The organism is Chryseobacterium nepalense (assembly GCF_023195755.1).
GTDB lineage: Bacteria > Bacteroidota > Bacteroidia > Flavobacteriales > Weeksellaceae > Chryseobacterium > Chryseobacterium nepalense.
This window is the reverse complement of the sequence record NZ_CP096203.1, coordinates 2,959,213-2,984,123: the sequence shown is the minus strand read 5'-3', so window position 1 is coordinate 2,984,123 and position 24,911 is coordinate 2,959,213. Positions and strand designations below refer to the sequence as shown.

The 24,911-nt window shown below is 35.4% G+C and carries 39 protein-coding genes; 1 reads left to right on the top strand and 38 read right to left on the bottom strand.

Annotated elements, in window-relative coordinates:
• From M0D58_RS13385 to M0D58_RS13295, 19 genes are all read right to left on the bottom strand, one after another.
• The gene (locus tag M0D58_RS13385) at window positions 1-303 is read right to left on the bottom strand and encodes a type II toxin-antitoxin system RelE/ParE family toxin (protein ID WP_248390241.1); all 303 of its coding nucleotides are present in this window, start codon (window positions 301-303) and stop codon (window positions 1-3) included.
• Window positions 281-625, bottom strand: coding sequence for a hypothetical protein (locus M0D58_RS13380; protein WP_076391904.1), 345 nt, complete (start codon window positions 623-625; stop codon window positions 281-283). Before M0D58_RS13380 ends, M0D58_RS13385 begins: the two co-directional genes overlap by 23 nt.
• Window positions 626-682: 57 nt before the next feature.
• Entirely contained in the window at window positions 683-2,197 is a 1,515-nt protein-coding gene (locus M0D58_RS13375) for a polyamine aminopropyltransferase (RefSeq protein ID WP_248390238.1), read from the bottom strand.
• Complete coding sequence (locus M0D58_RS13370) at window positions 2,190-2,405, bottom strand: DUF350 domain-containing protein (protein ID WP_248390235.1); 216 nt, start codon at window positions 2,403-2,405, stop codon at window positions 2,190-2,192. The genes M0D58_RS13375 and M0D58_RS13370 overlap by 8 nt, the downstream gene beginning before the upstream one ends.
• A 10-nt stretch (window positions 2,406-2,415) precedes the next feature.
• Window positions 2,416-2,613: a hypothetical protein gene (locus M0D58_RS13365; RefSeq protein WP_248390232.1), complete on the bottom strand. Its 198-nt coding sequence runs from the start codon at window positions 2,611-2,613 to the stop codon at window positions 2,416-2,418.
• A gap of 1 nt (window position 2,614) precedes the next feature.
• Window positions 2,615-4,084: a DUF4178 domain-containing protein gene (locus tag M0D58_RS13360; RefSeq protein ID WP_248390230.1), complete on the bottom strand. Its 1,470-nt coding sequence runs from the start codon at window positions 4,082-4,084 to the stop codon at window positions 2,615-2,617.
• A gap of 2 nt (window positions 4,085-4,086) precedes the next feature.
• Window positions 4,087-4,446 carry an S-adenosylmethionine decarboxylase family protein gene (locus M0D58_RS13355; RefSeq protein WP_248390228.1) on the bottom strand — a complete coding sequence of 120 codons (360 nt, stop codon included), beginning with the start codon at window positions 4,444-4,446 and terminating at the stop codon, window positions 4,087-4,089.
• Between the two features lie 24 nt (window positions 4,447-4,470).
• Window positions 4,471-5,394 (bottom strand): citrulline utilization hydrolase CtlX, encoded by a 924-nt coding sequence (gene ctlX, locus M0D58_RS13350; protein ID WP_248390226.1) that lies wholly within the window; start codon window positions 5,392-5,394, stop codon window positions 4,471-4,473.
• Between the two features lie 184 nt (window positions 5,395-5,578).
• Complete coding sequence (locus M0D58_RS18155; protein ID WP_428037160.1) at window positions 5,579-5,881, bottom strand: four helix bundle protein; 303 nt, start codon at window positions 5,879-5,881, stop codon at window positions 5,579-5,581.
• Window positions 5,882-5,976: 95 nt separating this feature from the next.
• Window positions 5,977-6,891, bottom strand: a complete 915-nt coding sequence (locus M0D58_RS13340; RefSeq protein ID WP_248390219.1) for a dimethylarginine dimethylaminohydrolase family protein — start codon at window positions 6,889-6,891, stop codon at window positions 5,977-5,979.
• Window positions 6,892-7,097: 206 nt separating this feature from the next.
• Window positions 7,098-7,556, bottom strand: a complete 459-nt coding sequence (locus M0D58_RS13335) for a hypothetical protein (RefSeq protein ID WP_248390217.1) — start codon at window positions 7,554-7,556, stop codon at window positions 7,098-7,100.
• Between the two features lie 113 nt (window positions 7,557-7,669).
• Complete coding sequence (locus tag M0D58_RS13330; protein ID WP_248390215.1) at window positions 7,670-8,956, bottom strand: citrate synthase; 1,287 nt, start codon at window positions 8,954-8,956, stop codon at window positions 7,670-7,672.
• Window positions 8,957-9,042: 86 nt separating this feature from the next.
• Window positions 9,043-10,335 carry a phosphopyruvate hydratase gene (gene eno / locus M0D58_RS13325; RefSeq protein ID WP_248390209.1) on the bottom strand — a complete coding sequence of 431 codons (1,293 nt, stop codon included), beginning with the start codon at window positions 10,333-10,335 and terminating at the stop codon, window positions 9,043-9,045.
• A gap of 194 nt (window positions 10,336-10,529) precedes the next feature.
• Window positions 10,530-11,087: a hypothetical protein gene (locus M0D58_RS13320; protein ID WP_248390207.1), complete on the bottom strand. Its 558-nt coding sequence runs from the start codon at window positions 11,085-11,087 to the stop codon at window positions 10,530-10,532.
• On the bottom strand, window positions 11,084-11,284 hold the full coding sequence (locus M0D58_RS13315) for a hypothetical protein (RefSeq protein ID WP_248390204.1): 201 nt from the start codon (window positions 11,282-11,284) through the stop codon (window positions 11,084-11,086). The genes M0D58_RS13320 and M0D58_RS13315 overlap by 4 nt, the downstream gene beginning before the upstream one ends.
• A gap of 35 nt (window positions 11,285-11,319) precedes the next feature.
• A complete protein-coding gene (locus tag M0D58_RS13310) occupies window positions 11,320-11,916 on the bottom strand; it encodes a hypothetical protein (protein WP_248390192.1) in 597 nt (198 codons plus the stop codon).
• A gap of 108 nt (window positions 11,917-12,024) precedes the next feature.
• The gene (locus tag M0D58_RS13305; RefSeq protein ID WP_248390189.1) at window positions 12,025-12,822 is read right to left on the bottom strand and encodes a sensor histidine kinase; all 798 of its coding nucleotides are present in this window, start codon (window positions 12,820-12,822) and stop codon (window positions 12,025-12,027) included.
• A gap of 630 nt (window positions 12,823-13,452) precedes the next feature.
• Window positions 13,453-14,313, bottom strand: a complete 861-nt coding sequence (locus tag M0D58_RS13300; protein WP_248390186.1) for a hypothetical protein — start codon at window positions 14,311-14,313, stop codon at window positions 13,453-13,455.
• 6 nt (window positions 14,314-14,319) lie between these two features.
• Window positions 14,320-14,952 (bottom strand): response regulator, encoded by a 633-nt coding sequence (locus M0D58_RS13295; RefSeq protein WP_248390185.1) that lies wholly within the window; start codon window positions 14,950-14,952, stop codon window positions 14,320-14,322.
• A gap of 182 nt (window positions 14,953-15,134) precedes the next feature.
• Between M0D58_RS13295 and M0D58_RS13290 the strand changes: the two genes are divergently transcribed.
• A complete protein-coding gene (locus tag M0D58_RS13290; RefSeq protein ID WP_248390182.1) occupies window positions 15,135-15,554 on the top strand; it encodes a hypothetical protein in 420 nt (139 codons plus the stop codon).
• Between the two features lie 57 nt (window positions 15,555-15,611).
• On the opposite strand, the gene rplQ is transcribed toward M0D58_RS13290, so the two are convergent.
• The 19 genes from rplQ to rpsQ form a co-directional block, all read right to left on the bottom strand.
• Window positions 15,612-16,136, bottom strand: a complete 525-nt coding sequence (rplQ, locus tag M0D58_RS13285; protein WP_248390179.1) for a 50S ribosomal protein L17 — start codon at window positions 16,134-16,136, stop codon at window positions 15,612-15,614.
• A 6-nt stretch (window positions 16,137-16,142) separates the two neighbouring features.
• Entirely contained in the window at window positions 16,143-17,138 is a 996-nt protein-coding gene (locus M0D58_RS13280; RefSeq protein WP_066434456.1) for a DNA-directed RNA polymerase subunit alpha, read from the bottom strand.
• Between the two features lie 33 nt (window positions 17,139-17,171).
• Window positions 17,172-17,780 carry a 30S ribosomal protein S4 gene (rpsD, locus tag M0D58_RS13275; RefSeq protein ID WP_169231317.1) on the bottom strand — a complete coding sequence of 203 codons (609 nt, stop codon included), beginning with the start codon at window positions 17,778-17,780 and terminating at the stop codon, window positions 17,172-17,174.
• A 19-nt stretch (window positions 17,781-17,799) separates the two neighbouring features.
• The gene (gene rpsK / locus M0D58_RS13270; protein ID WP_002983263.1) at window positions 17,800-18,189 is read right to left on the bottom strand and encodes a 30S ribosomal protein S11; all 390 of its coding nucleotides are present in this window, start codon (window positions 18,187-18,189) and stop codon (window positions 17,800-17,802) included.
• A 12-nt stretch (window positions 18,190-18,201) separates the two neighbouring features.
• Window positions 18,202-18,579 (bottom strand): 30S ribosomal protein S13, encoded by a 378-nt coding sequence (rpsM, locus tag M0D58_RS13265; protein WP_042720400.1) that lies wholly within the window; start codon window positions 18,577-18,579, stop codon window positions 18,202-18,204.
• Window positions 18,580-18,588: 9 nt separating this feature from the next.
• Window positions 18,589-18,705 (bottom strand): 50S ribosomal protein L36, encoded by a 117-nt coding sequence (gene rpmJ, locus M0D58_RS13260; RefSeq protein ID WP_007839480.1) that lies wholly within the window; start codon window positions 18,703-18,705, stop codon window positions 18,589-18,591.
• 111 nt (window positions 18,706-18,816) lie between these two features.
• Window positions 18,817-19,032, bottom strand: coding sequence for a translation initiation factor IF-1 (infA, locus tag M0D58_RS13255; RefSeq protein ID WP_029297754.1), 216 nt, complete (start codon window positions 19,030-19,032; stop codon window positions 18,817-18,819).
• A 3-nt stretch (window positions 19,033-19,035) separates the two neighbouring features.
• Window positions 19,036-20,415 carry a preprotein translocase subunit SecY gene (secY, locus tag M0D58_RS13250; RefSeq protein WP_066434454.1) on the bottom strand — a complete coding sequence of 460 codons (1,380 nt, stop codon included), beginning with the start codon at window positions 20,413-20,415 and terminating at the stop codon, window positions 19,036-19,038.
• 9 nt (window positions 20,416-20,424) lie between these two features.
• Window positions 20,425-20,874 carry a 50S ribosomal protein L15 gene (gene rplO, locus M0D58_RS13245; RefSeq protein ID WP_248390176.1) on the bottom strand — a complete coding sequence of 150 codons (450 nt, stop codon included), beginning with the start codon at window positions 20,872-20,874 and terminating at the stop codon, window positions 20,425-20,427.
• Window positions 20,875-20,893: 19 nt separating this feature from the next.
• A complete protein-coding gene (rpmD, locus tag M0D58_RS13240) occupies window positions 20,894-21,070 on the bottom strand; it encodes a 50S ribosomal protein L30 (protein ID WP_029297759.1) in 177 nt (58 codons plus the stop codon).
• 11 nt (window positions 21,071-21,081) lie between these two features.
• A complete protein-coding gene (gene rpsE / locus M0D58_RS13235) occupies window positions 21,082-21,603 on the bottom strand; it encodes a 30S ribosomal protein S5 (RefSeq protein ID WP_034712988.1) in 522 nt (173 codons plus the stop codon).
• Window positions 21,604-21,621: 18 nt separating this feature from the next.
• A complete protein-coding gene (rplR, locus tag M0D58_RS13230; protein WP_169231319.1) occupies window positions 21,622-21,975 on the bottom strand; it encodes a 50S ribosomal protein L18 in 354 nt (117 codons plus the stop codon).
• A gap of 15 nt (window positions 21,976-21,990) precedes the next feature.
• The gene (gene rplF / locus M0D58_RS13225) at window positions 21,991-22,536 is read right to left on the bottom strand and encodes a 50S ribosomal protein L6 (protein ID WP_076391864.1); all 546 of its coding nucleotides are present in this window, start codon (window positions 22,534-22,536) and stop codon (window positions 21,991-21,993) included.
• A 17-nt stretch (window positions 22,537-22,553) separates the two neighbouring features.
• Window positions 22,554-22,952, bottom strand: coding sequence for a 30S ribosomal protein S8 (gene rpsH, locus M0D58_RS13220; protein WP_116095828.1), 399 nt, complete (start codon window positions 22,950-22,952; stop codon window positions 22,554-22,556).
• 147 nt (window positions 22,953-23,099) lie between these two features.
• On the bottom strand, window positions 23,100-23,369 hold the full coding sequence (rpsN, locus tag M0D58_RS13215; RefSeq protein WP_027387207.1) for a 30S ribosomal protein S14: 270 nt from the start codon (window positions 23,367-23,369) through the stop codon (window positions 23,100-23,102).
• Window positions 23,370-23,372: 3 nt separating this feature from the next.
• Complete coding sequence (rplE, locus tag M0D58_RS13210; RefSeq protein WP_072883928.1) at window positions 23,373-23,924, bottom strand: 50S ribosomal protein L5; 552 nt, start codon at window positions 23,922-23,924, stop codon at window positions 23,373-23,375.
• 13 nt (window positions 23,925-23,937) lie between these two features.
• Window positions 23,938-24,264, bottom strand: coding sequence for a 50S ribosomal protein L24 (rplX, locus tag M0D58_RS13205; protein ID WP_123852737.1), 327 nt, complete (start codon window positions 24,262-24,264; stop codon window positions 23,938-23,940).
• 19 nt (window positions 24,265-24,283) lie between these two features.
• Window positions 24,284-24,652 carry a 50S ribosomal protein L14 gene (gene rplN, locus M0D58_RS13200; RefSeq protein ID WP_007839504.1) on the bottom strand — a complete coding sequence of 123 codons (369 nt, stop codon included), beginning with the start codon at window positions 24,650-24,652 and terminating at the stop codon, window positions 24,284-24,286.
• A gap of 2 nt (window positions 24,653-24,654) precedes the next feature.
• Window positions 24,655-24,909: a 30S ribosomal protein S17 gene (gene rpsQ / locus M0D58_RS13195; protein WP_029297775.1), complete on the bottom strand. Its 255-nt coding sequence runs from the start codon at window positions 24,907-24,909 to the stop codon at window positions 24,655-24,657.
• Window positions 24,910-24,911 lie beyond the last annotated feature (2 nt).

Below are 24,911 nucleotides of genomic sequence, written 5' to 3'. Positions count from 1 at the left end.
TTATTTTGAGATGCTTTCATAGTTATCATCAGGATTTTGAAAGTTGTTGATAATTCTTAAAACATACAGAACATCTGATCTAACGTCACAAATCATGGTATTATGTTTTGTTAGAAGGAATTTTCTATATTTGGTATCTTCATATTTTTCAAAAAAGACTTTTCCTGATTCTAAGATTGTAATTGCATTCTCCAGCTTATCATAAAAATTCAACAAAACCTTTTCGTTCCAATTTTGCAGAAGAAATTCTCCAATATTGTCGATATCCTGTTGAGCTTCTTCAGTTATTTCGACTCTTATCATTCTTAGACTGTATCAAATTTTTTCTTTTCTCTGCCAAAAATTCTCTAAAGGAAACAGTTCTGCCATTTTCAATATCTTCTTCAGCCCTTTTTAAAGATTCTAAAATCTCTTCATGGGTTTCATTTCTATAAACTGGCTCCATTACTTTAGCAATCGAAAGCAGTTCTTCGGAAGTAAATCTTTTTTCTTTCATCTTTTTAAAAAAAGTTGGTTTTTTTATTCCTGTTTTTTCAATGATGTAAGAGATTTTAAAGGGTGAATCTTTAAGAATCTGATCGATATTATTTTGGATTTCGATATATTTTTCAATTTCAGCTATCATAATTTTATATTTTAAATATCAATTTATGATACAAATATAGCAAATAATTGATAGCCTTTATTGTACTTTCCCCCACTCCTCATCAAAATAACGTACTAAAATTTGGTTATCCAAACGATTCACTTCAATATCTTTTGTCTTCATATCTTTCGTAAAGTAAGAAAGTTGGGAAAAATTGTAATCATAAAATTTCAGATTCGGAATTTTTCGGTAAATTTTATTATTAATAGGTTCAAATGAAGCCATTGAGAATCCCCATTCTCCAAATGACGGAACATATGTATGATATGCCGAGGTAAAAGGAAAAACCTGATTAATTGTTTTCTCAATACACCAGAAGGATTTCGGAGCAAAATAAGGAGAAGTTGTCTGCACAACAATTTTAGTGGCCAAAGTTGTCAGTTTTTCGAGTTCCCTGTAAAACTGTAAAGAGTATAATTTTCCCAAGCTATAATTAGAAGGATCCGGAAAATCAATAATGATAACGTCGTATTTTTTAGTATTCTCTTTCACCCAGATGTAAGCATCTTTATTAATGACTTTAAGTTTAGGGCTGGATAAAGAGCTTTGATTTAACCGACGCATGGTTTCATTATTTTTGAAAAAATTGGTCATTTCTCCATCGAGGTCTACCAAAGTAATGTCTTTTACGGCTTCATATTTTAAGACTTCACGAACCGCAAAACCGTCTCCACCGCCGAGAATTAAAATATGATCAATTTTTTTAGCCATCGACATTGCAGGATGAACCAATGCTTCATGATAACGGTATTCGTCTACAGAAGAAAACTGTAAGTTATTATTTAAATACAACCTGAATTCCCGGTTATTTCTTGTTAAAACTATTCTCTGATACGGTGAGCTTTTGGTATATACAACATTTTCACCATATAGCTTTTCTTCCGAAAATGATAAAATTTTATCAGAAAAAATAAAAAGAACAACCAGTAAAATGAATGCGCCAATCGATTTTATTTTTAATGAAACCGGTCTTGACAATTCATTTTTAAGGTAAAAACATAAAAATATCGCTATCGAAATATTAATCAATCCAAAAAACAATGGCGTTTTTACGATACCAAGATTCGGAATTAAAACCAATGGAAACAAAATAGAAGCCAGCAATGCACCGATATAATCAAATGCAAAAACGTTTGACACCAGATCTTTAAACTGCACCCTGTCTTTTAAAATATTCATCAGAAGCGGAATTTCAACGCCAACAAGGCACCCGGTAAAAAAAACAAAAAGATAAAGAACAGCTTCAAAATGCGCCAGCGTATTGAATAAAATAAACAAAACCACAGAACTGATTCCGCCGATAATGCCTACCAGAATTTCAATTTCTATGAATTTATCAAGTAAATTTCCTTTAATAAATTTGGCAAAATACGATCCTACTCCCATTGAGAAAAGATACACGCCGATGATAAAGGAAAACTGCTTCACGGAGTCTCCCAAGAGATAACTTGCCAGCGCCCCTGCCACCAATTCGTAGATCAGTCCACAGGTAGCAATGACAAATACTGAGAACATCAGCAGCAGCTCAAGAGGAATCCTCTTTTTATCCATGAATTGCCGCGCTTATAATAATTGAAATCCCGATGATGAAAGCTCCGAAAATAATAGCCAAAGCTGTATTTTTATTGTGAGCGATTTCGTGCCAGGTTTTTTCAGGGGTTAATTTTTCAATGATTACATAACAAACCAGCAATATGGCTATTCCCAGAAAGGAATAAATCACTGAATTGATGACCGGTAAAAAGTTGATCTGATCCATAGTTTATATTTTATTTGTGATAGTATCTGTAATAGCCGACTCCTGAAGAATGATATCTTCTTGTTGTTCCGTCGCGGTAGGTTTCTGTTTTTTCGCAGTCACAGAACTGATTTCCTGCGAAAGTAAGATAGGCAAACCAGCCGATAAAAAACATTCCGCACAGAAACAAAATCCAGTTTTCTTTTAAGTAATGAAGTATATTTTCCATCTTATGAATAGGTATACGGTGAATTTGAACTGTTGAACCATTTTGATCTTTCAAAGGCCCTTCTTCCGAAATACAGACCCAGAACCAATGCTATGAGAAATAAAAGAACAAATGCAAAATTCCTGAAAGAGACCGGCAACCATTCTGCTTTTATTTTTACAGATTTATTTTCAGAGGTTGCAGATATGCTTTCTGCTTGAGCATTTGCATTTAGTAAAGAATCAATATCCGCTTTTCCCAGTATCTTGTGAACCAATTGCCCGAGTGTACTTACCGAATCTTTTTTAATCATTTTAGCATCCCCGAAAGATGTGGTTTCGAAGGTCGACTGATTAGTTACGCTGACGGTTCCATTCTCTTCCCTCGATATCGAAAGATTACCATCCGGAGAAATATATTTTGCAGGCTGCGAAGTTTTAAGAGGTTCCTGTCTTTCAGCAGAAATCACAAAATGATAATTTCCGGGAGCAACGCCACAAAAATTAAATGATTCACGCTGGCTTCCCTCGCTCCAGTTTTCTCCATCTTCATAGCCATGGTATTGTTCGATATCCTTTGAAGCGAAGACAATTTCGTTGTTTTTTTCATTAACCAGGCCTAATCCTACATTTGCCCAGGAATTATCAACATTGGAAGAAACTTCAACATTCAAAGGTGCGGAACCGCCGGATAATTCGAAGCTTTTGCTTACCATTTCTTTATCTGCAACATCGGCAAAGTTAATTTCCTGTTCAAAAACCAGGGCATTTGTTCTGGTACCGACCACGTAAAGCTGAATGAGGCAGATTATTAACGCTGATACAGCCAGAATATTGATAGCCTGTGTTACATTGACATAAAAAGGCTGAACAATTCCTATTCCTGAATAATTCGGAAGACTAAGAATATTAAATGCTTTTTTTACTTTATATTTTGAAATATGTTTCCCGAAGAAAAACTCGGTGTTACTGCCCGACTGTTCCTGAGAAATCATTTGGGTTCCGTTTACATATTCTTTGTAGTTGGAAATCGAAAAATTGAGACTGTCTTCAAAAAAGCCTGCCGCCGCATGTATTGTACATTGCGTAGTTTCGTACCATCTGTAGTTTTTCATATGGAATTCCGCAACTTTATCATTAAGCTTTTTCTTAACATCCATAGCATTAATCACATGCAGAAAAACCCAGTGCCCGTCACTTTCACTTAAAAAAGCATTTCCTCCCTTTTTATCTTTTAAATAATATTCTCTCCAGAAAACAGTACTTCCGTATTTTCGGATGATAATTCCGGTTACGGTATAGTCTGTTCCGTCAATTATTCCTTTCTGCCCGACTTCCAGAACAACACTTTCGACAGGCTTTTTAACAACTTTTGCGGAAATATTTTTAGAAATATCAATAAGATTTGAACAGGATTTGCAGACATATTCACTGATTTCAAAATCTGCATCAATTGTATTCTCGGTTTTACATACGGGACAAATGTAATGCATGTTTATCTGTAAATTTTGTGTTTCTGAATGGTTTTAGCTTTAAAATACTGTATCATTTCTTCGGCAATTTTTTCAACTTTTGCCGTATTATCCTGTAAATAATTGCAGAGGAAAACATCAAAGGTAAGCTGCCTGAATTCCGGCCAGGTATGGATACACAGGTGAGATTCCTTAAGGCAGACAGCAGCTGTAAAGCTATGGTTTTCAAAAACATGACTCGTCACTCCTACAATTTCAACATCTTTTGTTGAGAGTACACTTCGGGTAAATTCCAAAAACCCTTCACTGTCTAATAATAAAGCTTCTGACTCCGTTTCCAAAGTCAGAAGAATATGTAAACCTTTGCTGGTAAATGATTCCAATTCAATATATTTTCAGCAAATATATTATTTTTTCGGTAAGAAAACTTCTGCAAGCATACAACGTGCGCTGCCTCCTCCGTTTACTTCAATCGTATTTAAGTCTGAATAAATAATTTCACAGTATTTCTCTATCGCAGAAATCTGATCTTCATGTAAAGATTTATAAGCGGTTTCGCTCATGACCAAAAACTTCTGCCCTTCTTTATTATTTACCTGAAGCATATTTCCGGCAAACTGCTGCATCTGTTCTTCAGAAATTTCAATGATTTCTTTTCCAGAATTTTTAATGGTTTCAATAACCTTGCTTCTTTCCAGTTCATCGTCAATACAATCAAGACAAATAATCACAAACTGATCTGCAACACACATCATCACATTGGTATGGTAAATCGGAAGTCTTTCTTCTCCAACCGTCTGGAATGAATGGAAAACAACCGGTGTAAAACCATATTTCTCACAAAACTCCCTGAATAGATTTTCATCCAGTCTTAAAGAAACCGAGCCGTAGGCAATTTTATTATCGTGATCGAAGATCATGCTTCCGGTTCCTTCCAGGTAATGACCCTGCGTTTCAGGGAAAGACCAGTCGTCGATCTCCGAAACTTCATATCCCTGGTCTTTGATGGTTTCGATGATATCTTCTCTTCTTTCCACTCTTCTGTTGGAAGCGAACATCGGGTATAAAACCACTTTTCCTTCTTTATGAAAGCTTACCCAGTTATTGGGGAAAATAGAATCCGGAGTGTGGGGATCCAATGTATCTTTTATGGTGATGACATTGATTCCTTTGCTTCTCAGTTTTTCAACAAAAGCTTTAAATTCTGACAACGCTTTGAACTGCGTATCAAATCCTTTCTGCTCTATCTGAAAATAGTTATTTTTTGCCGTCTCTGCATTAAATCCGAATGCAATCGGCTCTATCATTAGTACGGTATCTGTTGTCTGCATAGTTTGTGTTGTAGGGAGTTTTAGGTTTGAGAGTCTGAGTGGTTTAGTGTTTAGTGTTTAGTGTTTAGTGTTTAGTGTTTAGTACAAAATTACTTTTCTTCTTTTATTGATGAAAATGTACACCAAGTTTGTGACTGACTCATCATATTCACTAACATCCCGATTATTTGGTTGTATTGATTGTTTAAAATTTTAAATTATTCTTCATTAATATACTCACAACTTCTTGCAAATTGCAGCCAGGTCTGAGTTTCTCCTGCCTCGCCTTCAGAATCTGTAAGTTTTGAAATAAAAGATTCTCATATTTCCTTTTGCCCCATACTCCACTGATATTGGCTGAAACTGAGCGTGAGGATCTTCGTATTTGATCCGTAAGAGAATCACGTTCTTCTGCAGGGAAAATTTTTGAAAGCTTATAGATTTCCATTGCTGTATCAAAAGATTTCTGATAAACCCGCAGATCCTGATGAAATTTTATAGTAGGCATAATCATTTGTATTTAAGTTTAAAAATATAAAACTTTTTAAACAAAATGCAATTACACTGATACACTCATACTCTAAAACCCTATAACGTTCAAACTTATTCTCTCACAAGTGGCATCGTAGAACATCTCAGCAACCCTCCCATTTTTGAAATTTCGCGATAAGGGATTTCTTCAACGGTCATTCCCCATTCGTTTCTCAGGTGGTTGTTCATCCTGGTAAAAGTTTTGTCTGAAACCACTACTTCCGGAGAGATCGAAAAAACATTCGGGAACATTTCAAACATTTCTTCTGCCGTTACATGGAAACAGTTTTCTTCCCCAAAAATGTCGATAATCAGGCGATAATCACTTTCATCTACAAAACCGTCTTTGTAAATAATACATTTGTCTTTACCGATCGGGTTGAAAGTACAGTCGAGATGCAAAATACCTTCATATGGAATTTTATCATTTTTCTTCAGTTCCAGATCGATAATCCTTTTTTTAGGAAAGTATTCTTTGAGAATTTCTATGGCATATTCATTAGTTCTGGCTGTCTTATAGCTTCTGTAGTCTTCGCTGAAGCAGGTCCCAATAAAAAGAAAATCGTCCCAGACAATTACATCTCCTCCTTCAATATGCGCGGTTTCCGGTAGATTGATAATCTTTCTCCATTCCACTTTTTCAAAAATATTCCTGTAAGCTCCCTGTTCATCTGCCCTGTCGGTAATGACATTAGAAATGATCATTTTATCATCAATAACAAAAGCAACGTCTCTAGCGAAGACCTGATTATAATCTTCTATAATACTCGGGCGCAGTACTTCCACGTCGTATTTTTTCAATACGGATTCGAAAGCATTCATTTCATTAATAATATCCTGCTCTTTCGGGTAAATATTGTTTTGTATGGAATAATAGGATTTGGCATCATAACTTTCCTCAAGAGTCGGAACACCTCCCATAGAATTTGGCTGTCCCAGAACCACTGATTTCAGCCTTCCTGTTTCGTTTTTTATATTTAGTTTCATAAAGATTTATGCAATGCTACAAATATAAGTAAAGGCCTGAATCTGGGAAACTTTTAAAGCATTTTTAGACACGGGCTGCAATATAAATCTGAAAAACATTCCTATTGCAGTTTTTTATTAAGGCTCATTAAAGTACTAAAACATTTAATTGCTCGAATAAGCATCTTTTAAAGATATTTTATTATATTAAATTGTATTGATACTGCTTATTTTTCAGGCATATCAGATAATTTACGGTTTTTTGATATGTTTTTTAATGCTTTAAAGGCATACCAAAGTACAATTACACTTACCATCAACTGTCCCGGAACCAAAGTCCTTCTGAAAAGCATGCTGAAATCATTGGCTCTTTTATAGATAAAGGGTACCCACCTTTCTTCAGTTTCGTAAAAATATAGATAATACACCGTTCCGATTCTAAAAATAAAAAGACTAAGGCTAATATAAAACAACATCTTTACCGATTGTTTTGTTGATACAAGAATAATCAGAGTAAAAGCGCAAAGGAAACAGATAAACATCTCCATCTGGTAGAAAATCACATTTACGAGACTGTATGTGGGCGAATAATCTGCAGGTTTGGAATGCAGCATCTCTAGAAAATCGAATGTTTCAACCATGAGGAAAAGCCCGTAGATGATGTAGAGAACAATATTAATCCTCATTGCCCTCTTAAGCGAATTTAATTTCTCATTTTCCATGCTTTAAGTTAAAAAAAATCCACGAAATAAAAAATCCCAAAGCAAGCTTTGGGACTGATTTATAATAATATGAATAATTATCTGTTTATCATATCGATGTAATCTCTTTTCTGAGCACCTTGATATACCTGTCTTGGTCTTCCGATAGGATCTCCTTTCAATCTCATTTCTTTCCATTGAGAAATCCATCCCGGAAGTCTTCCTAAAGCAAACATTACCGTGAACATTTCTGTAGGGATTCCTAATGCTCTGTAGATAATTCCTGAATAGAAGTCTACATTCGGATATAGTTTTCTTTCAACGAAGTACTCGTCTTCCAAAGCAACTCTTTCCAGCTGCATAGCAATATCCAATGCTTTATCCTGAATCCCCAATGCGTTAAGAATATCGTCTGCTGCTTTTTTAATGATCTTCGCTCTTGGATCAAAGTTTTTGTACACTCTGTGTCCGAAGCCCATTAAACGGAAACTGTCGTTTTTATCTTTAGCTTTAGCTACCCATTTGTTTACATCGCCGCCATCTTTTTCGATAAGCTCAAGCATTTCGATCACTGCCTGGTTTGCTCCACCGTGAAGTGGCCCCCAAAGTGCAGAAACCCCTGCTGAGATAGAAGCGAAAAGACCTGTATGAGCAGAACCTACCATTCTAACAGTAGATGTAGAACAGTTTTGCTCGTGATCTGCATGAAGAATTAATAATTTATCCAAAGCCTGAACAACCACAGGATCGATTTCAAAATCCTGGTTCGGCATTCTGAAGGTCATTTTGTAGAAATTTTCTACATAATTCAGGTTGTTGTCACCGTGGTTAAGCGGTAATCCCTGGGTTTTTCTGTATGTCCATGCACAAAGGTGAGAGAATTTTGCAATAAGCAATTCTGCAGCATGATCCATTTCTTCTTTAGAATTTACATTAACGGATTTTGGATTAAAAGCCGTTAAAGCAGATGTTAATGAAGAAAGAACTCCCATAGGGTGAGCAGAACGAGGGAAAGCATCGATGATTTTTTTCATCTCCTCTGCTACGAAGTTATATTTTTTAATATTTGATTCGAAAGAATTGAACTGATCCTGATTCGGCAAGTCACCGTGCAGTAAAAGGTACATTACTTCTGTGAAGTTTGATTTATCGGCAATCTGCTCAATTGGATATCCTCTGTAGAATAATTCTCCTTTATCTCCATCTAAGTAAGTGATGTCACTAAGTGTAGCCCCGGTATTTTTATACCCTAAATCAAGTGTAATCAGACCAGTCTGGTCTCTTAATTTTGAAATATCGATTCCTCTGTCTCCGATAGTACTATCCACAATTGGATATTCATATGAATTACCATCGTAATTCAATATTACTTTGTTGTCTGACATTATTTATTTTTTTTCTAAATATACTATTTATTACAAAACACGGCAAACTAAAAATTTCGCTTGCCGTTATTTATAATTTCAATTAATTATCTTTTGATTTTAAATGCATCCAATCCTGGGAATACTGCAGTTTCACCAAGTGCCTCTTCAATTCTCAGCAGCTGGTTGTATTTTGCCATTCTGTCTGATCTTGAAGCAGATCCGGTTTTAATCTGTCCGCAGTTCATTGCTACTGCAAGATCAGCAATAGTAGAATCCTCTGTTTCTCCTGATCTGTGGGACATAACGGATGTGAATCTGTTATTCTGTGCCATTTGTACGGCAGCCATCGTTTCAGAAAGAGAACCAATCTGATTTACTTTAACCAAAATTGAGTTGGCGATACCTTCTTTAACACCTCTTGATAGTCTTTCAACGTTTGTTACGAATAAATCGTCCCCTACTAACTGTACTCTGTCTCCGATTTTATCCGTTAACATTTTCCATCCTTCCCAGTCGTTTTCCTGCATACCGTCTTCGATAGAAATAATCGGGTATTTCGCAGCCAGTTCAGCAAGGTAAGAAACCTGCTCACTGCTTGAAAACTGAGCGGCATCCGGAGTCTGGAACTTTCTGTAATCGTAAATTCCGTCTTTGTAGAATTCTGAAGCAGCGCAGTCCAGTGCCAACATGATGTCGTCACCAGGCTTGTATCCCGCTTTTTCGATGGCCTGAAGCAATGTATCCAACGCATCTTCAGTTCCGGAGAAAGTTGGCGCAAAACCACCTTCATCACCTACGGCAGTTGAAAGGCCTCTTGAGTGAAGTATGGATTTTAGGTTATGGAAAATTTCAGTTCCTTTTCTTAATGCATGGGAGAAAGAATCTGCTTTCACCGGCATGATCATAAATTCCTGGAATGCAATTGGCGCATCTGAGTGAGAACCACCATTGATAACGTTCATCATAGGAACAGGAAGGGTATTGGCATTTACACCGCCAACATATTTGTATAAAGGCATTCTCAGTTCAGTAGCAGCAGCTTTAGCAGCAGCTAAGGAAACTCCCAGGATGGCATTAGCCCCAAGATTTCCTTTATTGTTTGTTCCGTCAAGATCGATCATAATCTGGTCGATAAGATTCTGATCATAAACAGGAAGCCCTACCAATTCAGGCGCGATTACTTCTCTTACATTCTCAACAGCTTTAAGAACACCCTTCCCCATATATTCTGAACCGCCATCACGCAGTTCTACTGCTTCATGTTCTCCTGTAGATGCTCCTGAAGGTACTGCAGCACGACCCATAGCACCGCTTTCCGTGAATACATCTACTTCAACTGTAGGATTTCCTCTTGAATCTAAAATTTGTCTCGCTTCTATGTAAGAAATGTAACTCATTGTTCGTTTTTTTATAGTTCAGACAAATTTAATCAATTTTTAACTTTAAAAAGCAGATGACACGTAATTTATACGTTTATTCAGAGTTAAATTTTAGTTAATATATGAATTAAAAAATAACTGAAATAAAAACAGAGCCGTTATCATTTAAATCATAATGAGAATGATCATCACCTATATCGTGGCCTATTCTTTTATTTATTTAAATTATATTTTTCCCTCTCTTGCGGGCTAAGTGCTCTCATTGTTTTGGCTTCTTCCACTCTAGCTTCATTAGCAGCTGTTTCTGAAATTTTCTCCTGTAATGAGACTATTAAATCTACAACTTTATTAAAGCTGTTAAAATACTTTTCATCTTGGCATTGCTCAGGAAAATTCACACAATGCTCCTCTAATCTGTACAGAGCGTCTCTGAGCATATTCACCGGAGCTGTCCTTTCTCCCAGTTTGGATAATGTTTCAGCTATTTTTGTAATTTGTTCGGCGGATACACTATCTCCTGTTTTCAATTTGCCTGTGAGTTTGCTGGTAATATCCGTCGTGGTTGCTATGGCGGCATCAGGCTGAACTTCTGATAAAATTTTATCAATCTTACCATTATTATCAAGACTTATGACAGCTCCCCGGCGTGTAGCATCGTATGACATCTGATAATTTGAACCTTTATTTTCCAGTTCTTTCAATGTGGCTTTATGCCTTATATTACATGAAATACACGACAAAATTACGAGTAGATAAAATATTATTTTCATGGCATTACATTATAAATTGAGTTTTCTGTTTCATCAAATCTTGCATTTCCTTTTTCAAGCACTATTGCCAACGCTGAAAATTCCTGAAAGTTCAGATCATCTATTATTTCAGTATCTGCATCTTTAAGCTTTAATATAACCTTTCCTTTTTTGGAAGATATATTCCATTCTAATAAATAGTCAACAATTATTTTCATGGTCAATTTTTTAAGTTAGTGTATTATAAAGAACTTTATTTTACAGGTGTATTTGTGTTAACATTGATAACCGAGCTATCAGAAACAGTTTTTTTCTGTTTTTCATTTGTTTTAATGAGTAAATAGCCCGCGCTACTTGTTCCCATTAAAGCTAAAGCATAATTACCAAAAACAGGAAACTCCGTAGTATTATTAATGAATTGGCAGACAAACACTAAACCGAAAATTATATTAAATAACAAAGCCTGATAGCGGTGTACACTTATTCCGCCCGCATCTGATAATATATCTCTTATAAAACCATTACTATCAGTATTTTTTTTAGGATTTGGTATCTCGTTATCAATATATGTTGCTACACTTGCAGTTCCCACGCTAATTCCCAATAAAAGTAAAATTGAAGGTTCTTTCAGTTTCAAAAGCAAATCAAAGTTACCATTGTTTCCCATACCAGCGCACAAACATATTATTACAATCATTGTCCAATAAAACAACTGACTTCTTGAAAAGCTGTATGTTTTTTCTGATCCATTGTCGACCTGTGTGTCTTTTAATAAATCTGTTTTAACAGCAAGCCACATTCCGAATATAAAAATGGCTACAGGAAGAACATATTCGAATAAAATTTTCATGGTTATTAATTTTTAATTTGTACTTCAAAGTTATTTAAAAAATTTACTTCTAAACATTATTCAAAAAGATAATTCTATAGAAAGTGATATTCCGGTTAAAAAATTATCCTAAAAACTTATAATAAAAAACAGATGGGTTCCGTTTTCAGTTGTAATTTCACAACGACCGTTCTGCTCATGCATTCTTCTTTTCATATTCCGAAGACCATTGCCTTCCGGATTTTTATGGTTAATACCAATTCCGTTGTCGGAAATTTTCATGATAAATTCTTTCTCTTTTTGGCTGAATGATAATTTAATCTCACTGGCCTGACTATGCTTATAAATATTATTCAAAGCTTCTTTCAAGCATAAGAACAGATTTCTTCTCTGTTCGGTTGAAATGGTTGTTTTTTCAGCTATTTTTCCGCTTTCTGTAATGATTACAATTGTTGTTCTCTTAAGAAAGTTTTGAGCATATATTTTAGCATAATCGATAAAACTTCCCAGTGTATCATTCCCTGAATTCAGGCTCCAAAGCATTTCTCTCATGGAAAGATTCATTTCCTCTGAGGTTTTCAGAAGTTCTTCAATATCATTCTTGAGTTCTTCATCTTCGGCACGCTGTTTTAAAAATTCTGCCTGCAGTTTCAATGCAGAAATTCCGGCCCCGAGATCGTCGTGCATATCGTGGGAAATCCGTTCCCGTTCTTTTTCGATGAGCTTTTGTTTTTCAAGTTCTTTCTGGAGCAGCTGGTTTTGGTGTTCGGATTCTTTGAGTTGTTGTTGTTGAATAAAAAACAACTGCCTTTTATTATATAATATGACAATAAAAGCTATGAAAATAACAAAAGCCAGTAATAAAATAATCGCTATAATATAAGTTAATCTTATCGTATCCGGCAGTTCGTTTATTTTTTCATTCATATTTACCATCTTTTTCAAACTTTTCCAAAGCTATATAAAACAAGCTGTACATAATTATATTCACAAAATACTGTGTCATCTTTAATACCTCTAAAAAAGTAGGATCATTATCCTGAAGAAAAAACATAGGAATAGATCGGAAAATAAAGAATATACTCCATAACAATAATCCACATGTAACCCAGAAATGCGGATCATTCGTAATTTTTTTTCCATTAAAGTTTTTAAGCCTATTATAAAACCATATAAGAGAGTTGATGATGAAATAAAAGCAAACAATTATTCCTAGTTTATTATCATAATTTTCTCCATAAAATTTAGTAAAAAATAGGATGTACGCCAACATAATGACTAGAATACTCCAATAGATCTTTTTAAATTTCAATAAAAATTTTGAATAGTATACAAAAAAGAAAATGATAAGAAAAATACTATAATAATTAAATAGGTATGCATAATTTCGTTCCCCTAAATAAAGTTTATAATGACCATAAAGTTCTAATAAAAAAGAAAGCGATAAATAAATCAATAAATAGCCTTGACTGGAAAGATTTTTTCTTCCAGCCAAAACTATTGCTTTAACAACATCAATGAGAAGTATTGCTAAATATATTATTGATATTAACATTTTTATGGATATAATGATCCCATATCAAAGAAATTTCTTCTAATGCCAAGTTCCTCAGGCACATACCTTCCGAGTATAGTAATTCGTTTTTCCTCTTTAGCATAAGCTTCTCTATACCTATTTTCATCAAGTCCATATTTAGGATTTCTTCTAAAAAAATCCAGTATGTATTTATAATTCGGAACTTCTCCTATGATAAATTCTATTTCATCGTATAGATTTCCTTGCGAATTTGTTTCACTCATAATTTTATTTATATCCTCCCAAGGATAAAATACACCATCCGATGGTTTGTCTGGCATTCTATAATCAGAAACTATTCTAAATAAATCACTTTTCTTGTAATTGCAGTAAATGTCTCTAAAAGCATGATCGTCGATTATTGTATTTATATCGAAATTATTTTTCAGATTAAAAATTGCAAAATGTTCGCCTAATAAATTTTTATCATGATCTAAAGGTGTACCTATAATATATATAAATTCTTCTGCATCAGTATCACTTATATCTTCATTATCGGTATACATAAAATATTGCTTCCTATTTAATGTGATAAAATGAAACATTATTCCAAGACCCAAAGAGCTGTATTTTGTATAAAGTTCTTCTAAAGCTTTCTTTTTTACTGAATATTTATCTAAATATAATCTTTTTGAACCATTGTCTAATTTAGATAATACTCCTATTGTCGCCTGATATATAAAAATGTTAGCAATATCATGATGTACATCTTTAAATGCAAGTTCCTTTTCGACTCCTTTGTTATACACCAAATAATCAAGTTTATTTCCGTTAGCCTCCACATATAGAGTATCATAATTTTCTACCAGCGAACATTCGCTGTCTCTGTTAATTGCTTCCATAAGTTCTTAGTTTTTAAAATGGTTAAATTTATTAATAGCCTCCACTTTATTATTGACGTGGAGTTTTCTGTAAATGTTTCCGACGTGTTTTTTGACGGTATCAATACTGATGAATTTCCTATCGGCTATTTCTTTATACAGCAGACCTTGGGAAAGCAGCTCAAGGATTTCTTTTTCCCTCACTGTCAATTCATCGAAACCCTTTATTTCAGGAAGTTTTCTTTCGAAATGGCTTAATACTTTTCTGGCGATGGAAAAGCTCATGGGAGCGCCACCGTTGTAGACGTCCCGGATGGAAGAGAGAATCTTTTCCATGCTTTCACCTTTTACCAAATATCCCATTGCCCCGGCTTTTAAAGAATTAAAAACTTTTTCATCATCTTCAAAACTGGTACACATGATAAACTGAGTATCCGGAAGTTCTTTTTTTAGATTTTCAATAATTTCAATACCGAGCATATCCTGCAGCTGGATATCCATCATTACGACATCCGGAGAAATATCGGAAAGATTATGTAACGCGTCATTCCCATCAAAATACTGGGCAATTACTCTCATATCATCCTGATAATTGATGACTTTCTTTAACGTATTGTTATAATTCTTTTCGTCTTCTACGATGGCTATGGAAATACTCATGTCTGTGATTGTTTAGTTACAAATTTCAACAGAAAATAAACGGAAGTCAATTACTCTTTCGGGTAATTTTAAAAGATTTAAGTTTCATTTGTTGGTTTAGTTTTTGTTTTTATTAAATTTAATAAAAAATATTTTATTTCTAAAAATATTTGGCAATCATCACATTAAAAAAAATTAACATCATGAAAAAGGGACTTTTCGCAGCATTCGCAGTCATTGCACTATCATTTACAAGCTGCAAAAAAAGTGAAACGGGGAATAAAGCTGTATTAAAATCAGACGGTACCGAAAAATCTATGACTGATAGCAGTAAAGCAGATCCTAATATTCAGTATGAAACGGACGTTAACGGAAAAAAATATGTAAAAACAGACTTTGTGTATAAGGCAACTGACGGGAGTCTTGCCAAGGTTGTCTTCAATTATAATGAAAAGACGATGAGCATCAGAAGCAATAATAAAACTTTCATTCTGAATAAAGTTGATTCTGAAGGCAATGAGGCCGTTTATGAGAAAATGGACATGAAAGCTACGATAAAAGGAGACAGCCTGATTCTTGATCAGGACAATAATATCATTGAGCTGGTAAAAACTAAAATCTAAGCAATGAAAAAACCGTTCAGAATCTGAACGGTTTTTCTTTTTATATCTGAATGAATATTATTCTTCAGTCTTTTCCTCTGTAGAATCAGCAGCTTCAGCCGTAGGCTCAGCAGCTTTTTCTTCTACTACAGGAGCTTCAGCTACTACAGCTTCTTTCTTAGCTGTTGCAGATCTTCTGCTTCTTCTTGTTGTCTTCTTCTCTTCAGCATTAGGGTTGTAAAGCTCGTTGAAGTCTACCAATTCGATAAGAGCAGTATCAGCAGCATCACCAGGTCTGAAACCAGTTTTGATGATTCTTGTGTATCCACCGTTTCTCTCAGCGATTTTAGGTGCTACAGTTCTGAACAATTCAGCAACTGCTTCTTTATTTTGAAGATATGAAAAAACAACTCTTCTATTGTGTGTAGTATCTTCTTTTGCTTTTGTTAATAGAGGCTCAACATATACTCTTAAAGCTTTTGCTTTAGCAACAGTAGTGTTGATTCTTTTATGCTCAATTAGAGAACAAGCCATATTAGAAAGTAAAGCACTTCTGTGAGAAGCCGTTCTTCCTAAGTGATTGAATTTTTTACCGTGTCTCATTATTAATTATTTATCAGCGTCTAACTTATATTTTGCAACGTCGAAACCGAAGTTAAGACCTTTTGAATGCACTAATTCTTCTAGTTCTGTCAAAGATTTTTTACCAAAATTTCTGAATTTCATCAAATCAGACTTACTGTAAGAAACCAATTCTCCAAGAGTTTCTACTTCAGCCGCCTTCAGACAGTTAAGGGCTCTTACAGAAAGATCCATATCTGCTAATTTAGACTTAAGGAGTTGTCTTGTATGAAGAGTTTCCTCATCATATTGGATAGATGCTTTTACAGCTTCCGTTTCCAGCGTGATTCTCTCATCAGAGAACAGCATGAAGTGATAAATTAATATCTTGGATGCTTCTGTTAAAGCGTTCTGAGGACTGATAGATCCGTCAGTTTCTATATCTAATACAAGTTTTTCGTAGTCTGTTTTTTGCTCTACACGATAATTTTCAATGCTATATTGTACTTTCTTGATTGGCGTGAAAATAGAGTCGATCGCAATAGTACCTACCGGTGCATTGTTTGACTTATTTTGTTCAGAAGGAACATATCCTCTACCTTTTTCAATATTGAAAGTAATTTCGAAAGTTACATCACTGTTTAGGTTACAGATCACCAAATCCGGGTTAAGAACCTCAAATCCGTTGATAGATTTTCCTAAATCACCAGCAGTAATAACCGTCTGACCTGATACTTTGGCATTAACCTGCTCGTTTGACTGGTTTTCTGCCGTAGCTTTTAATCTTACCTGCTTCAGGTTAAGAATAATTTCGGTAACATCTTCGATTACTCCTGGAATAGTTGAAAATTCGTGCTCTACACCTTCTATTTTGATAGATGAAATAGCATAACCTTCCAGAGAAGAAAGCAACACTCTTCTCAAAGCATTACCGATTGTAAGCCCGAAACCTGGTTCTAGTGGTCTGAATTCAAATTGACCTCTAAATTCATCAGAGTTAAGTAAAATTACTTTATCGGGTTTTATGAATTGTAAAATTGCCATATTATTGGGTTGAGCAAAAATTTGATTAAAAAATTATTTAGAGTAAAGTTCGACGATAAGCTGTTCCTTGATGTCTTCCGGAATTTGGATTCTCTCAGGAGCAGAAACGAAAGTACCTTCTTTCTTCTCATCGTTGAATTGTAACCACTCATAATTTGCTTTAGAAGCCAATGCGTTGGTAACTACTTCAAGAGACTTAGACTTTTCTCTTACAGCAATTACATCACCTGCTTTTACCAAATATGAAGGAATGTTCAGGATTTCTCCGTTCACAGTGATGTGTCTGTGAGAAACCAATTGTCTTGCAGCAGATCTTGTTTTAGCAAAACCTAATCTGTACACTACGTTGTCCAATCTTGATTCGCAAAGTTGCAATAGAACTTCACCTGTTACACCTTTACTTCTGTGTGCTTTGTCGAATAAGTTAGCAAACTGTCTTTCTAAAATACCGTAAGTATATTTAGCTTTTTGCTTTTCAGCTAACTGAACTGCGTATTCAGATTTCTTAGCACCTCTTCTTTTGTTAGGACCGTGTTGTCCCGGCGGTTGGTTTTTTCTTTTCTCGAAGTTTTTGTCATCTCCGTAGATTGCAGCACCAAACTTTCTCGCAATCTTAGTTTTAGGACCAATATATCTTGCCATAATGGATAAATTCTAAAAATTAAACTCTTCTTCTTTTTGGTGGTCTACATCCATTGTGTGGCATAGGAGTCACATCAATGATTTCGCTAACTTCAATTCCTGAATTGTGAATAGATCTGATAGCAGATTCTCTACCTGCACCTGGTCCTTTCACAAACACCTTTACTCTTCTTAATCCAGCTTCGTGAGCTACAGCAGAGCAATTTTCAGCTGCCATCTGAGCAGCAAATGGAGTATTCTTTTTAGAACCTCTGAAACCCATTTTACCGGCAGAAGCCCAAGAGATAACCTCTCCGTTTTTATTTGTTAAAGAAATGATGATGTTATTGAAAGAAGCCTGAATATGCGCTTCACCAATAGCCTCAACTTTTACTTTTCTTTTCTTAACTACTTTAGTTTGTTTTGCCATAATTCCTAACGATTATTTACTAGCTTTTTTCTTGTTAGCAACAGTTTTTCTCTTTCCTTTACGGGTTCTAGAGTTGTTTTTCGTTCTCTGGCCTCTTAAAGGTAATCCAAGTCTGTGACGTATTCCTCGTTGGCATCCTATGTCCATTAATCGCTTAATGTTCAATTGCACTTCAGATCTTAATTCTCCTTCTACTTTAACGTTTTCAGAGATATAGTTTCTGATTGCAGCCAATTCATCGTCATTCCATTCGTTGACTTTCTTGTCTTCGCTGATACCGGCAGCTTTAAGGATTTCTGAAGAAGTACTTCTTCCAATTCCGTAGATGTAAGTTAAACCGATAACACCTCTTTTGTTTTTTGGTAAATCAATACCTGAAATTCTCGCCATAATTTAATGTTAGCCTTGTCTTTGTTTAAATTTTGGGTTCTTCTTGTTGATTACGAATAGTACACCTTTTCTGCGTACGATTTTGCAATCAGCGCTTCTTTTTTTAATTGATGCTCTTACTTTCATTTGAAAATATTTATTTTTTTAACTGTCAAAAGAATCCTTCGATTTCATTTGATAGTATTTATTTTTTTAACAATAGCCAAATGGAACATATGCTCCATTTGGCAGATTGTCTTAATATCTAAATGTAATCCTCCCCTTCGACAAATCGTAAGGAGACATTTCTAATTTTACCTTATCACCAGGTAATAACTTAATATAGTGCATACGCATTTTACCGGAGATATGAGCGATGAGAACATGCCCGTTTTCCAGCTCTACACGGAACTGAGCGTTCGAAAGTGCTTCCGTTATAACGCCGTCTTGTTCAATATGTTTTTGTTTTGCCATAAATTAATATCCAGTCGTTCTTGATAATTTAGACTGCATTAAGCCATCATAATGATGGTTCAGCAGATAGGTATTAATCTGTTGAACAGTATCTAAAATTACTCCCACCATAATCAATAGTGACGTTCCCCCGAAAAATAAGGCGAACGCATCTGTCTGAACAAAGCTTCCGTGTACAATTGCCGGAAGGACTGCAAAGATAGATAAAAAAATTGCACCTGGCAAGGTAATTTTTGATAAAATATCATCTAAATAATCAGCGGTCTCTTTTCCTGGTCTTACCTTTGGTACTAAACCTCCATTTCTCTTCAAATCATCAGCCATTTGGTTTACCGGAATTGTGATCGCAGTATAGAAGAATGAGAAAATAATAATCAATAGCGCAAACAATACATTGTACTGCCAGCTAAAAACATTCTTGAAACCTGCAAGAAAAGTGTTTGACTCATCTACTTTAGTTAAAAGCCCCGGAACGAACATCAGCGCCTGAGCGAAAATGATCGGCATTACACCGGCAGCGTTTACTTTCAATGGAATCCACTGTCTTGCTCCTTGCATAAGATTTCTGTTTACACCTCCTCTTGCCTGAGCTCTGCTTACATACTGGATAGGGATTTTTCTCACAGCAACGGATAATACCACTGCTAAAAGCACGACCAACATCCAGAAAATTACTTCAATAAGGATCATGATTGATCCCATTCCTCCTTTTCCGTTCTGAACTGCCATTTCCTGTACGAATGCTTCCGGTAATCTTGAAAGGATCCCTACCATAATAAGGATAGAGATACCGTTTCCGATACCTTTGTCGGTGATTTTTTCACCCAACCACATTGCGAATACTGAACCGGCAACCAAGATTACAATACTTGGTAACCAGAACATGATGGAATTTGGCTCTACATAATATGCAGATGAGAACTGAGCATATGGTAAGAATAATTGAGTAATAGAAGTTAAATAAGAAGGTGCCTGTACAAGACAAACTCCAATTGTTAACCATCTAGTTATCTGGTTCAATGTATTTCTACCGGACTCTCCATCTTTCTGAAGCTTCTGAAGATAAGGAATAGCCATTCCCATCAACTGAACAATAATAGAAGCAGAAATATAAGGCATGATACCTAACGCCATTACGGAAGCGTGACTGAAAGCTCCCCCCGTAAACGACGAAAGCAAGCCAAGGAGACCTGCTCCTTGCTTGTTACCGCCTTGATTTTTATAATGCTCTAAGAGATCTCCCACTTCTGCAAGGTTAATTGCAGGCAGAGAGATATAAGATGCGAATCTATACACAAGGATAATTCCTAAAGTAAAGATAATTTTATCTCTAAGTTCTTTAAGACTCCAAATATTTTTGAGTGTTTGTATAAATTCTTTCATTAGTAATTATTATAAGGTAATTGCTTTTCCACCTGCTTTAGCGATAAGCTCTTCAGCAGATTTAGTGAATTTGTCAGCTGAGATAGAAACCGCAGATTTCAATTCTCCCCTACCCATAATTTTCACTAATTCGTTTTTAGTTGCCAAACCGTTTGCTACCAAAACTTCTTTTGTAATATCTCCTGTGATAGATTTATTTTCAATTAAAGTCTGGATAGAATCAAGGTTAATAGCTCTAAACTCTTTTCTGTTTACGTTTTTGAAACCGAATTTAGGTAATCTTCTTTGTAAAGGCATCTGACCTCCTTCGAAACCGATTTTCTGAGAATATCCGGCTCTTGCTTTTTGTCCTTTATGTCCTTTTGTAGAAGTACCACCTTTTCCGCTACCTTGTCCTCTACCAATTCTTTTTGAATTGAAAGTAGATCCTGCAGCTGGCTTTATGTTGTTTAAATTCATTTTAAAATTATTTTAAAAATTATTTTTGAACTTCAAGTAAGTGACTAACTGCAGCTATCATTCCTAAGATAGAAGGAGTAGCTTCGTGTTCTACAACTTGGTGAAGTTTCTTTAATCCTAATGCTTCAAGCGTTCTCTTTTGGGTTTTTGTTCTTCCAATAGCGCTTCTTACTTGTTTTACTTTGATTGTTGCCATTGTTTTATTTATTAACCGTTAAACACTTTACTTAGTGAAACTCCTCTCATTCTAGCAATTTCTTCAGGTCTTCTGATATCCAATAACGCTTTGAAAGTAGCTTTCACCACGTTGTGAGGGTTTGAAGATCCTTTAGATTTTGAAAGGATATCGTGAATACCAGCAGATTCCAGTACCGCTCTTACCGCACCACCGGCGATAAGCCCCGTACCGTGAGAAGCAGGTCTTAAGAAGATATCTGCGCCTCCGTATCTAGCAGTAGTCTGGTGAGGAATCGTATGGTTCATTACAGGAACTTTCACAAGGTTTTTCTTAGCGTCTTCAACTGCCTTAGCAATTGCAGAAGCAACCTCTTTAGATTTTCCCAAACCGTATCCGATCACTCCTTCTTCGTTCCCTACAACAACAATTGCAGAAAATCCGAAAGCTCTACCTCCTTTAGTTACTTTTGTTACTCTGTTTACAGCTACGAGACGATCTTTAAGTTCTAATCCTCCCGGTTTTACTCTTTCTATATTATCTAGTCCTAACATATTTCCGAAATTTAATGATTAGAATTTAAGTCCACCTTCTCTCGCACCGTCCGCAAGAGCTTTGATTCTCCCGTGATATACGAATCCGTTTCTATCAAATACAATATTTTCGATTCCTGCAGCAATAGCTTTGGCAGCAATAGCCTTACCTACGGCAGCAGAAACTTCAGTCTTAGTTCCGTTAGCTTCAACGCCTTTCTCTCTTGAAGAAGCAGAAGCCAAAGTTTTTCCACTGTTATCGTCGATTAACTGAGCGTAAATTTCCTTATTACTTTTGTATACAGATAATCTTGGCAATTCAGAAGATCCAGAGATTTTTCCTCTTACTCTTCTTTTGATTCTTATTCTTTTTTCTACTTTAGTTAATGCCATAATACTTATAATTTATTAAGCAGATTTACCAGCTTTACGTCTAACAATTTCTCCTACGAATCTTACCCCTTTACCTTTGTATGGTTCAGGCTTTCTGAAAGAACGGATCTTTGCAGCTACCATCCCTAGAAGTTGGTTGTCGTGAGACGTTAAAGTAATAATTGGGTTTTTACCTTTTTCAGTCAATGTATCTACTTTTACTTCGCTTGGAAGTTCTAATACGATACCGTGAGAGAATCCTAAAGCCAACTCAAGTTTTTGACCTGCGTGTGAAGCTCTGTATCCTACCCCTACTAATTCCAGTTTCTTTTCGAAACCTGTATTTACACCAACAATCATGTTGTTGATTAACGCTCTGTATAAACCGTGAAGCGCTTTGTGTTGTTTAGCATCAGATGGTCTGTTTACGTTCAGTTCACCATCTTTCTGTTCTATAGTAATTCCTGCTGTAAGCTCCTGAGAAAGTTCTCCTTTAGGACCTTTTACAGTTACCACACCATCTTTTTCAGTGATTGTAACTCCTGCTGGAACTGTTATAATTGCTTTACCAATTCTTGACATTTTCCTGTGATTAAAAATTAATAAACATAGCAGATTACTTCACCGCCTACTTTCTCTTCTCTAGCTTTCTTGTCAGTCATTACTCCTTTAGAAGTAGAGATGATAGAAATACCCAAACCGTTTAGTACTCTTGGAAGTTCTCCTGAACCTTTGTACTGTCTCAAACCTGGTCTAGAAGCTCTTTGGATAGACTTAATAGCTGGTTTGTTGGTTTGCTTGTCGTACTTTAAAGCGATTTTGATCGTTCCCTGAACAGCGCTATCTTCAAACTTGTAGTTTAAGATATACCCTTGATCAAATAAGATCTTAGTAATCTCCTTTTTGATTTTCGATGCAGGAATTTCCACCACTTTGTGGCCTGCGCTTTGTGCGTTCCTTACTCTTGTTAGGAAATCTGAAATTGGATCTGTTACCATTTTTCTTTATAAATTATTGGTTAAAGAACAATCAGTATTGTAAGGACTTGAAGAGTAAAATATCAGACTTCAGAAATCTTCGGTCTGATATTTTTTATCTTTAGTATCCAGACAACTTAATTGTCCCGATTTTTTAATTAGTAATTATTACCAACTAGCTTTTTTAACGCCCGGAATAAGACCGTTGTTTGCCATTTCTCTGAAAGTTACTCTGGAAATACCAAACGTTCTCATGTATCCTCTTGGTCTTCCTGTTAGTTTACATCTGTTGTGTAATCTTACAGGAGAAGCATTTTTGGGTAATTTCTGAAGTCCTTCATAATCACCTGCTTCTTTTAAAGCTTTTCTTTTATCAGCGTATTTAGCTACTAACGCTTCTCTTTTGCGCTCACGCGCTTTCATTGATTCTTTAGCCATTTCTTAGTTCTTTTTGAATGGTAAACCGAAGTGAGTTAATAATGCTTTAGCTTCTTTATCTGTTTTCGCAGTAGTAACGAAAGTGATGTCCATCCCCTGGATTTTTTTCACTTTGTCGATTACGATCTCAGGGAAAATGATCTGCTCAGTGATCCCTAAGTTATAGTTACCTCTACCGTCAAAACCATCCGCTTTGATTCCAGAGAAATCTCTGATACGTGGCAAAGCAGAAGAAGTTAATCTATCCAAGAACTCATACATTTTGTTAGCTCTTAGCGTAACTTTAGCCCCTACAGGCATACCTTTTCTTAGTTTGAAAGCAGCTTCGTCTTTCTTAGAGATCGTACCTACAGCTTTCTGACCAGTGATATTCGTTAATTCTTCAACAGCATAATCGATAATTTTCTTATCTGCTGTAGCATCTCCTAAACCTTGAGACAAAACAATTTTCTCAAGTCTTGGTACCTGCATTACAGATTTGTATCCGAATTCTTCCATCATTGCAGGAACAATCGTTTCTTTATATGCTTTTTTGGGTCTTGCTATATATTCCATGTGTTATTTAAAATTATAAAGTTTCACCCGTTTTTTTGTTGATTCTTACTTTCTTATCTCCTTCGGTTTTATAACCTACTTTGATCGCTTTTCCGTCTTTTCCAACTAAAGCTACATTTGAGATATGAATAGAAGCTTCTTTCTCAGTGATTCCTCCTTGAGGGTTAGAAGCTGAAGGCTTAACGTGTTTTTTAACAATGTTAAGTCCTGCAACGATAACTCTAGGGTCTCTTCCTTCTTTTTTGATCACTTCAATAACTTCACCAGTCTTACCTTTGATATCTTTCTTACCGGTAGTAATGATTACGTTATCTCCTCTTTTTATTTTTAACTTTGACATTTTTTTAAAATTTTAAATATTAAAGTACTTCAGGAGCTAATGAAATGATTTTCATATATTCTTTGTCTCTCAACTCACGAGCAACTGGTCCGAAAACACGGGTTCCTCTCATTTCTCCCGCTGCGTTTAGCAATACACAAGCATTGTCTTCGAATTTGATGTATGAACCATCTTTTCTTCTAACTGCTTTTTTAGTTCTTACTACTACAGCTTTAGATACCTGACCTTTTTTAGCGTTTCCTGATGGTGTAGAATCTTTGATAGTAACAACGATTTTATCACCAACTGAAGCATATCTTCTTCTGGTTCCTCCCAGAACTCTGATAACCAATACTTCTTTAGCACCTGTGTTATCAGCAACTTTTAATCTTGATTCTGTTTGTAACATTATTACTTAGCTTTTTCAATGATTCTTACTAATCTCCATCTTTTGTTCTTGCTCAAAGGTCTAGTTTCTTGGATCAAAACTGTATCTCCTTCCGCGCATTCGTTGTTCTCGTCGTGTGCAGTATATTTTTTCGTTTTCAATACGAATTTACCGTACATCGGGTGCTTTACTCTCGTAGTTTCACTAACAACAATAGTTTTTTCCATTTTATTGCTGGAAACCACTCCGATTCTTTCTTTTCTTAAATTTCTATCCATTG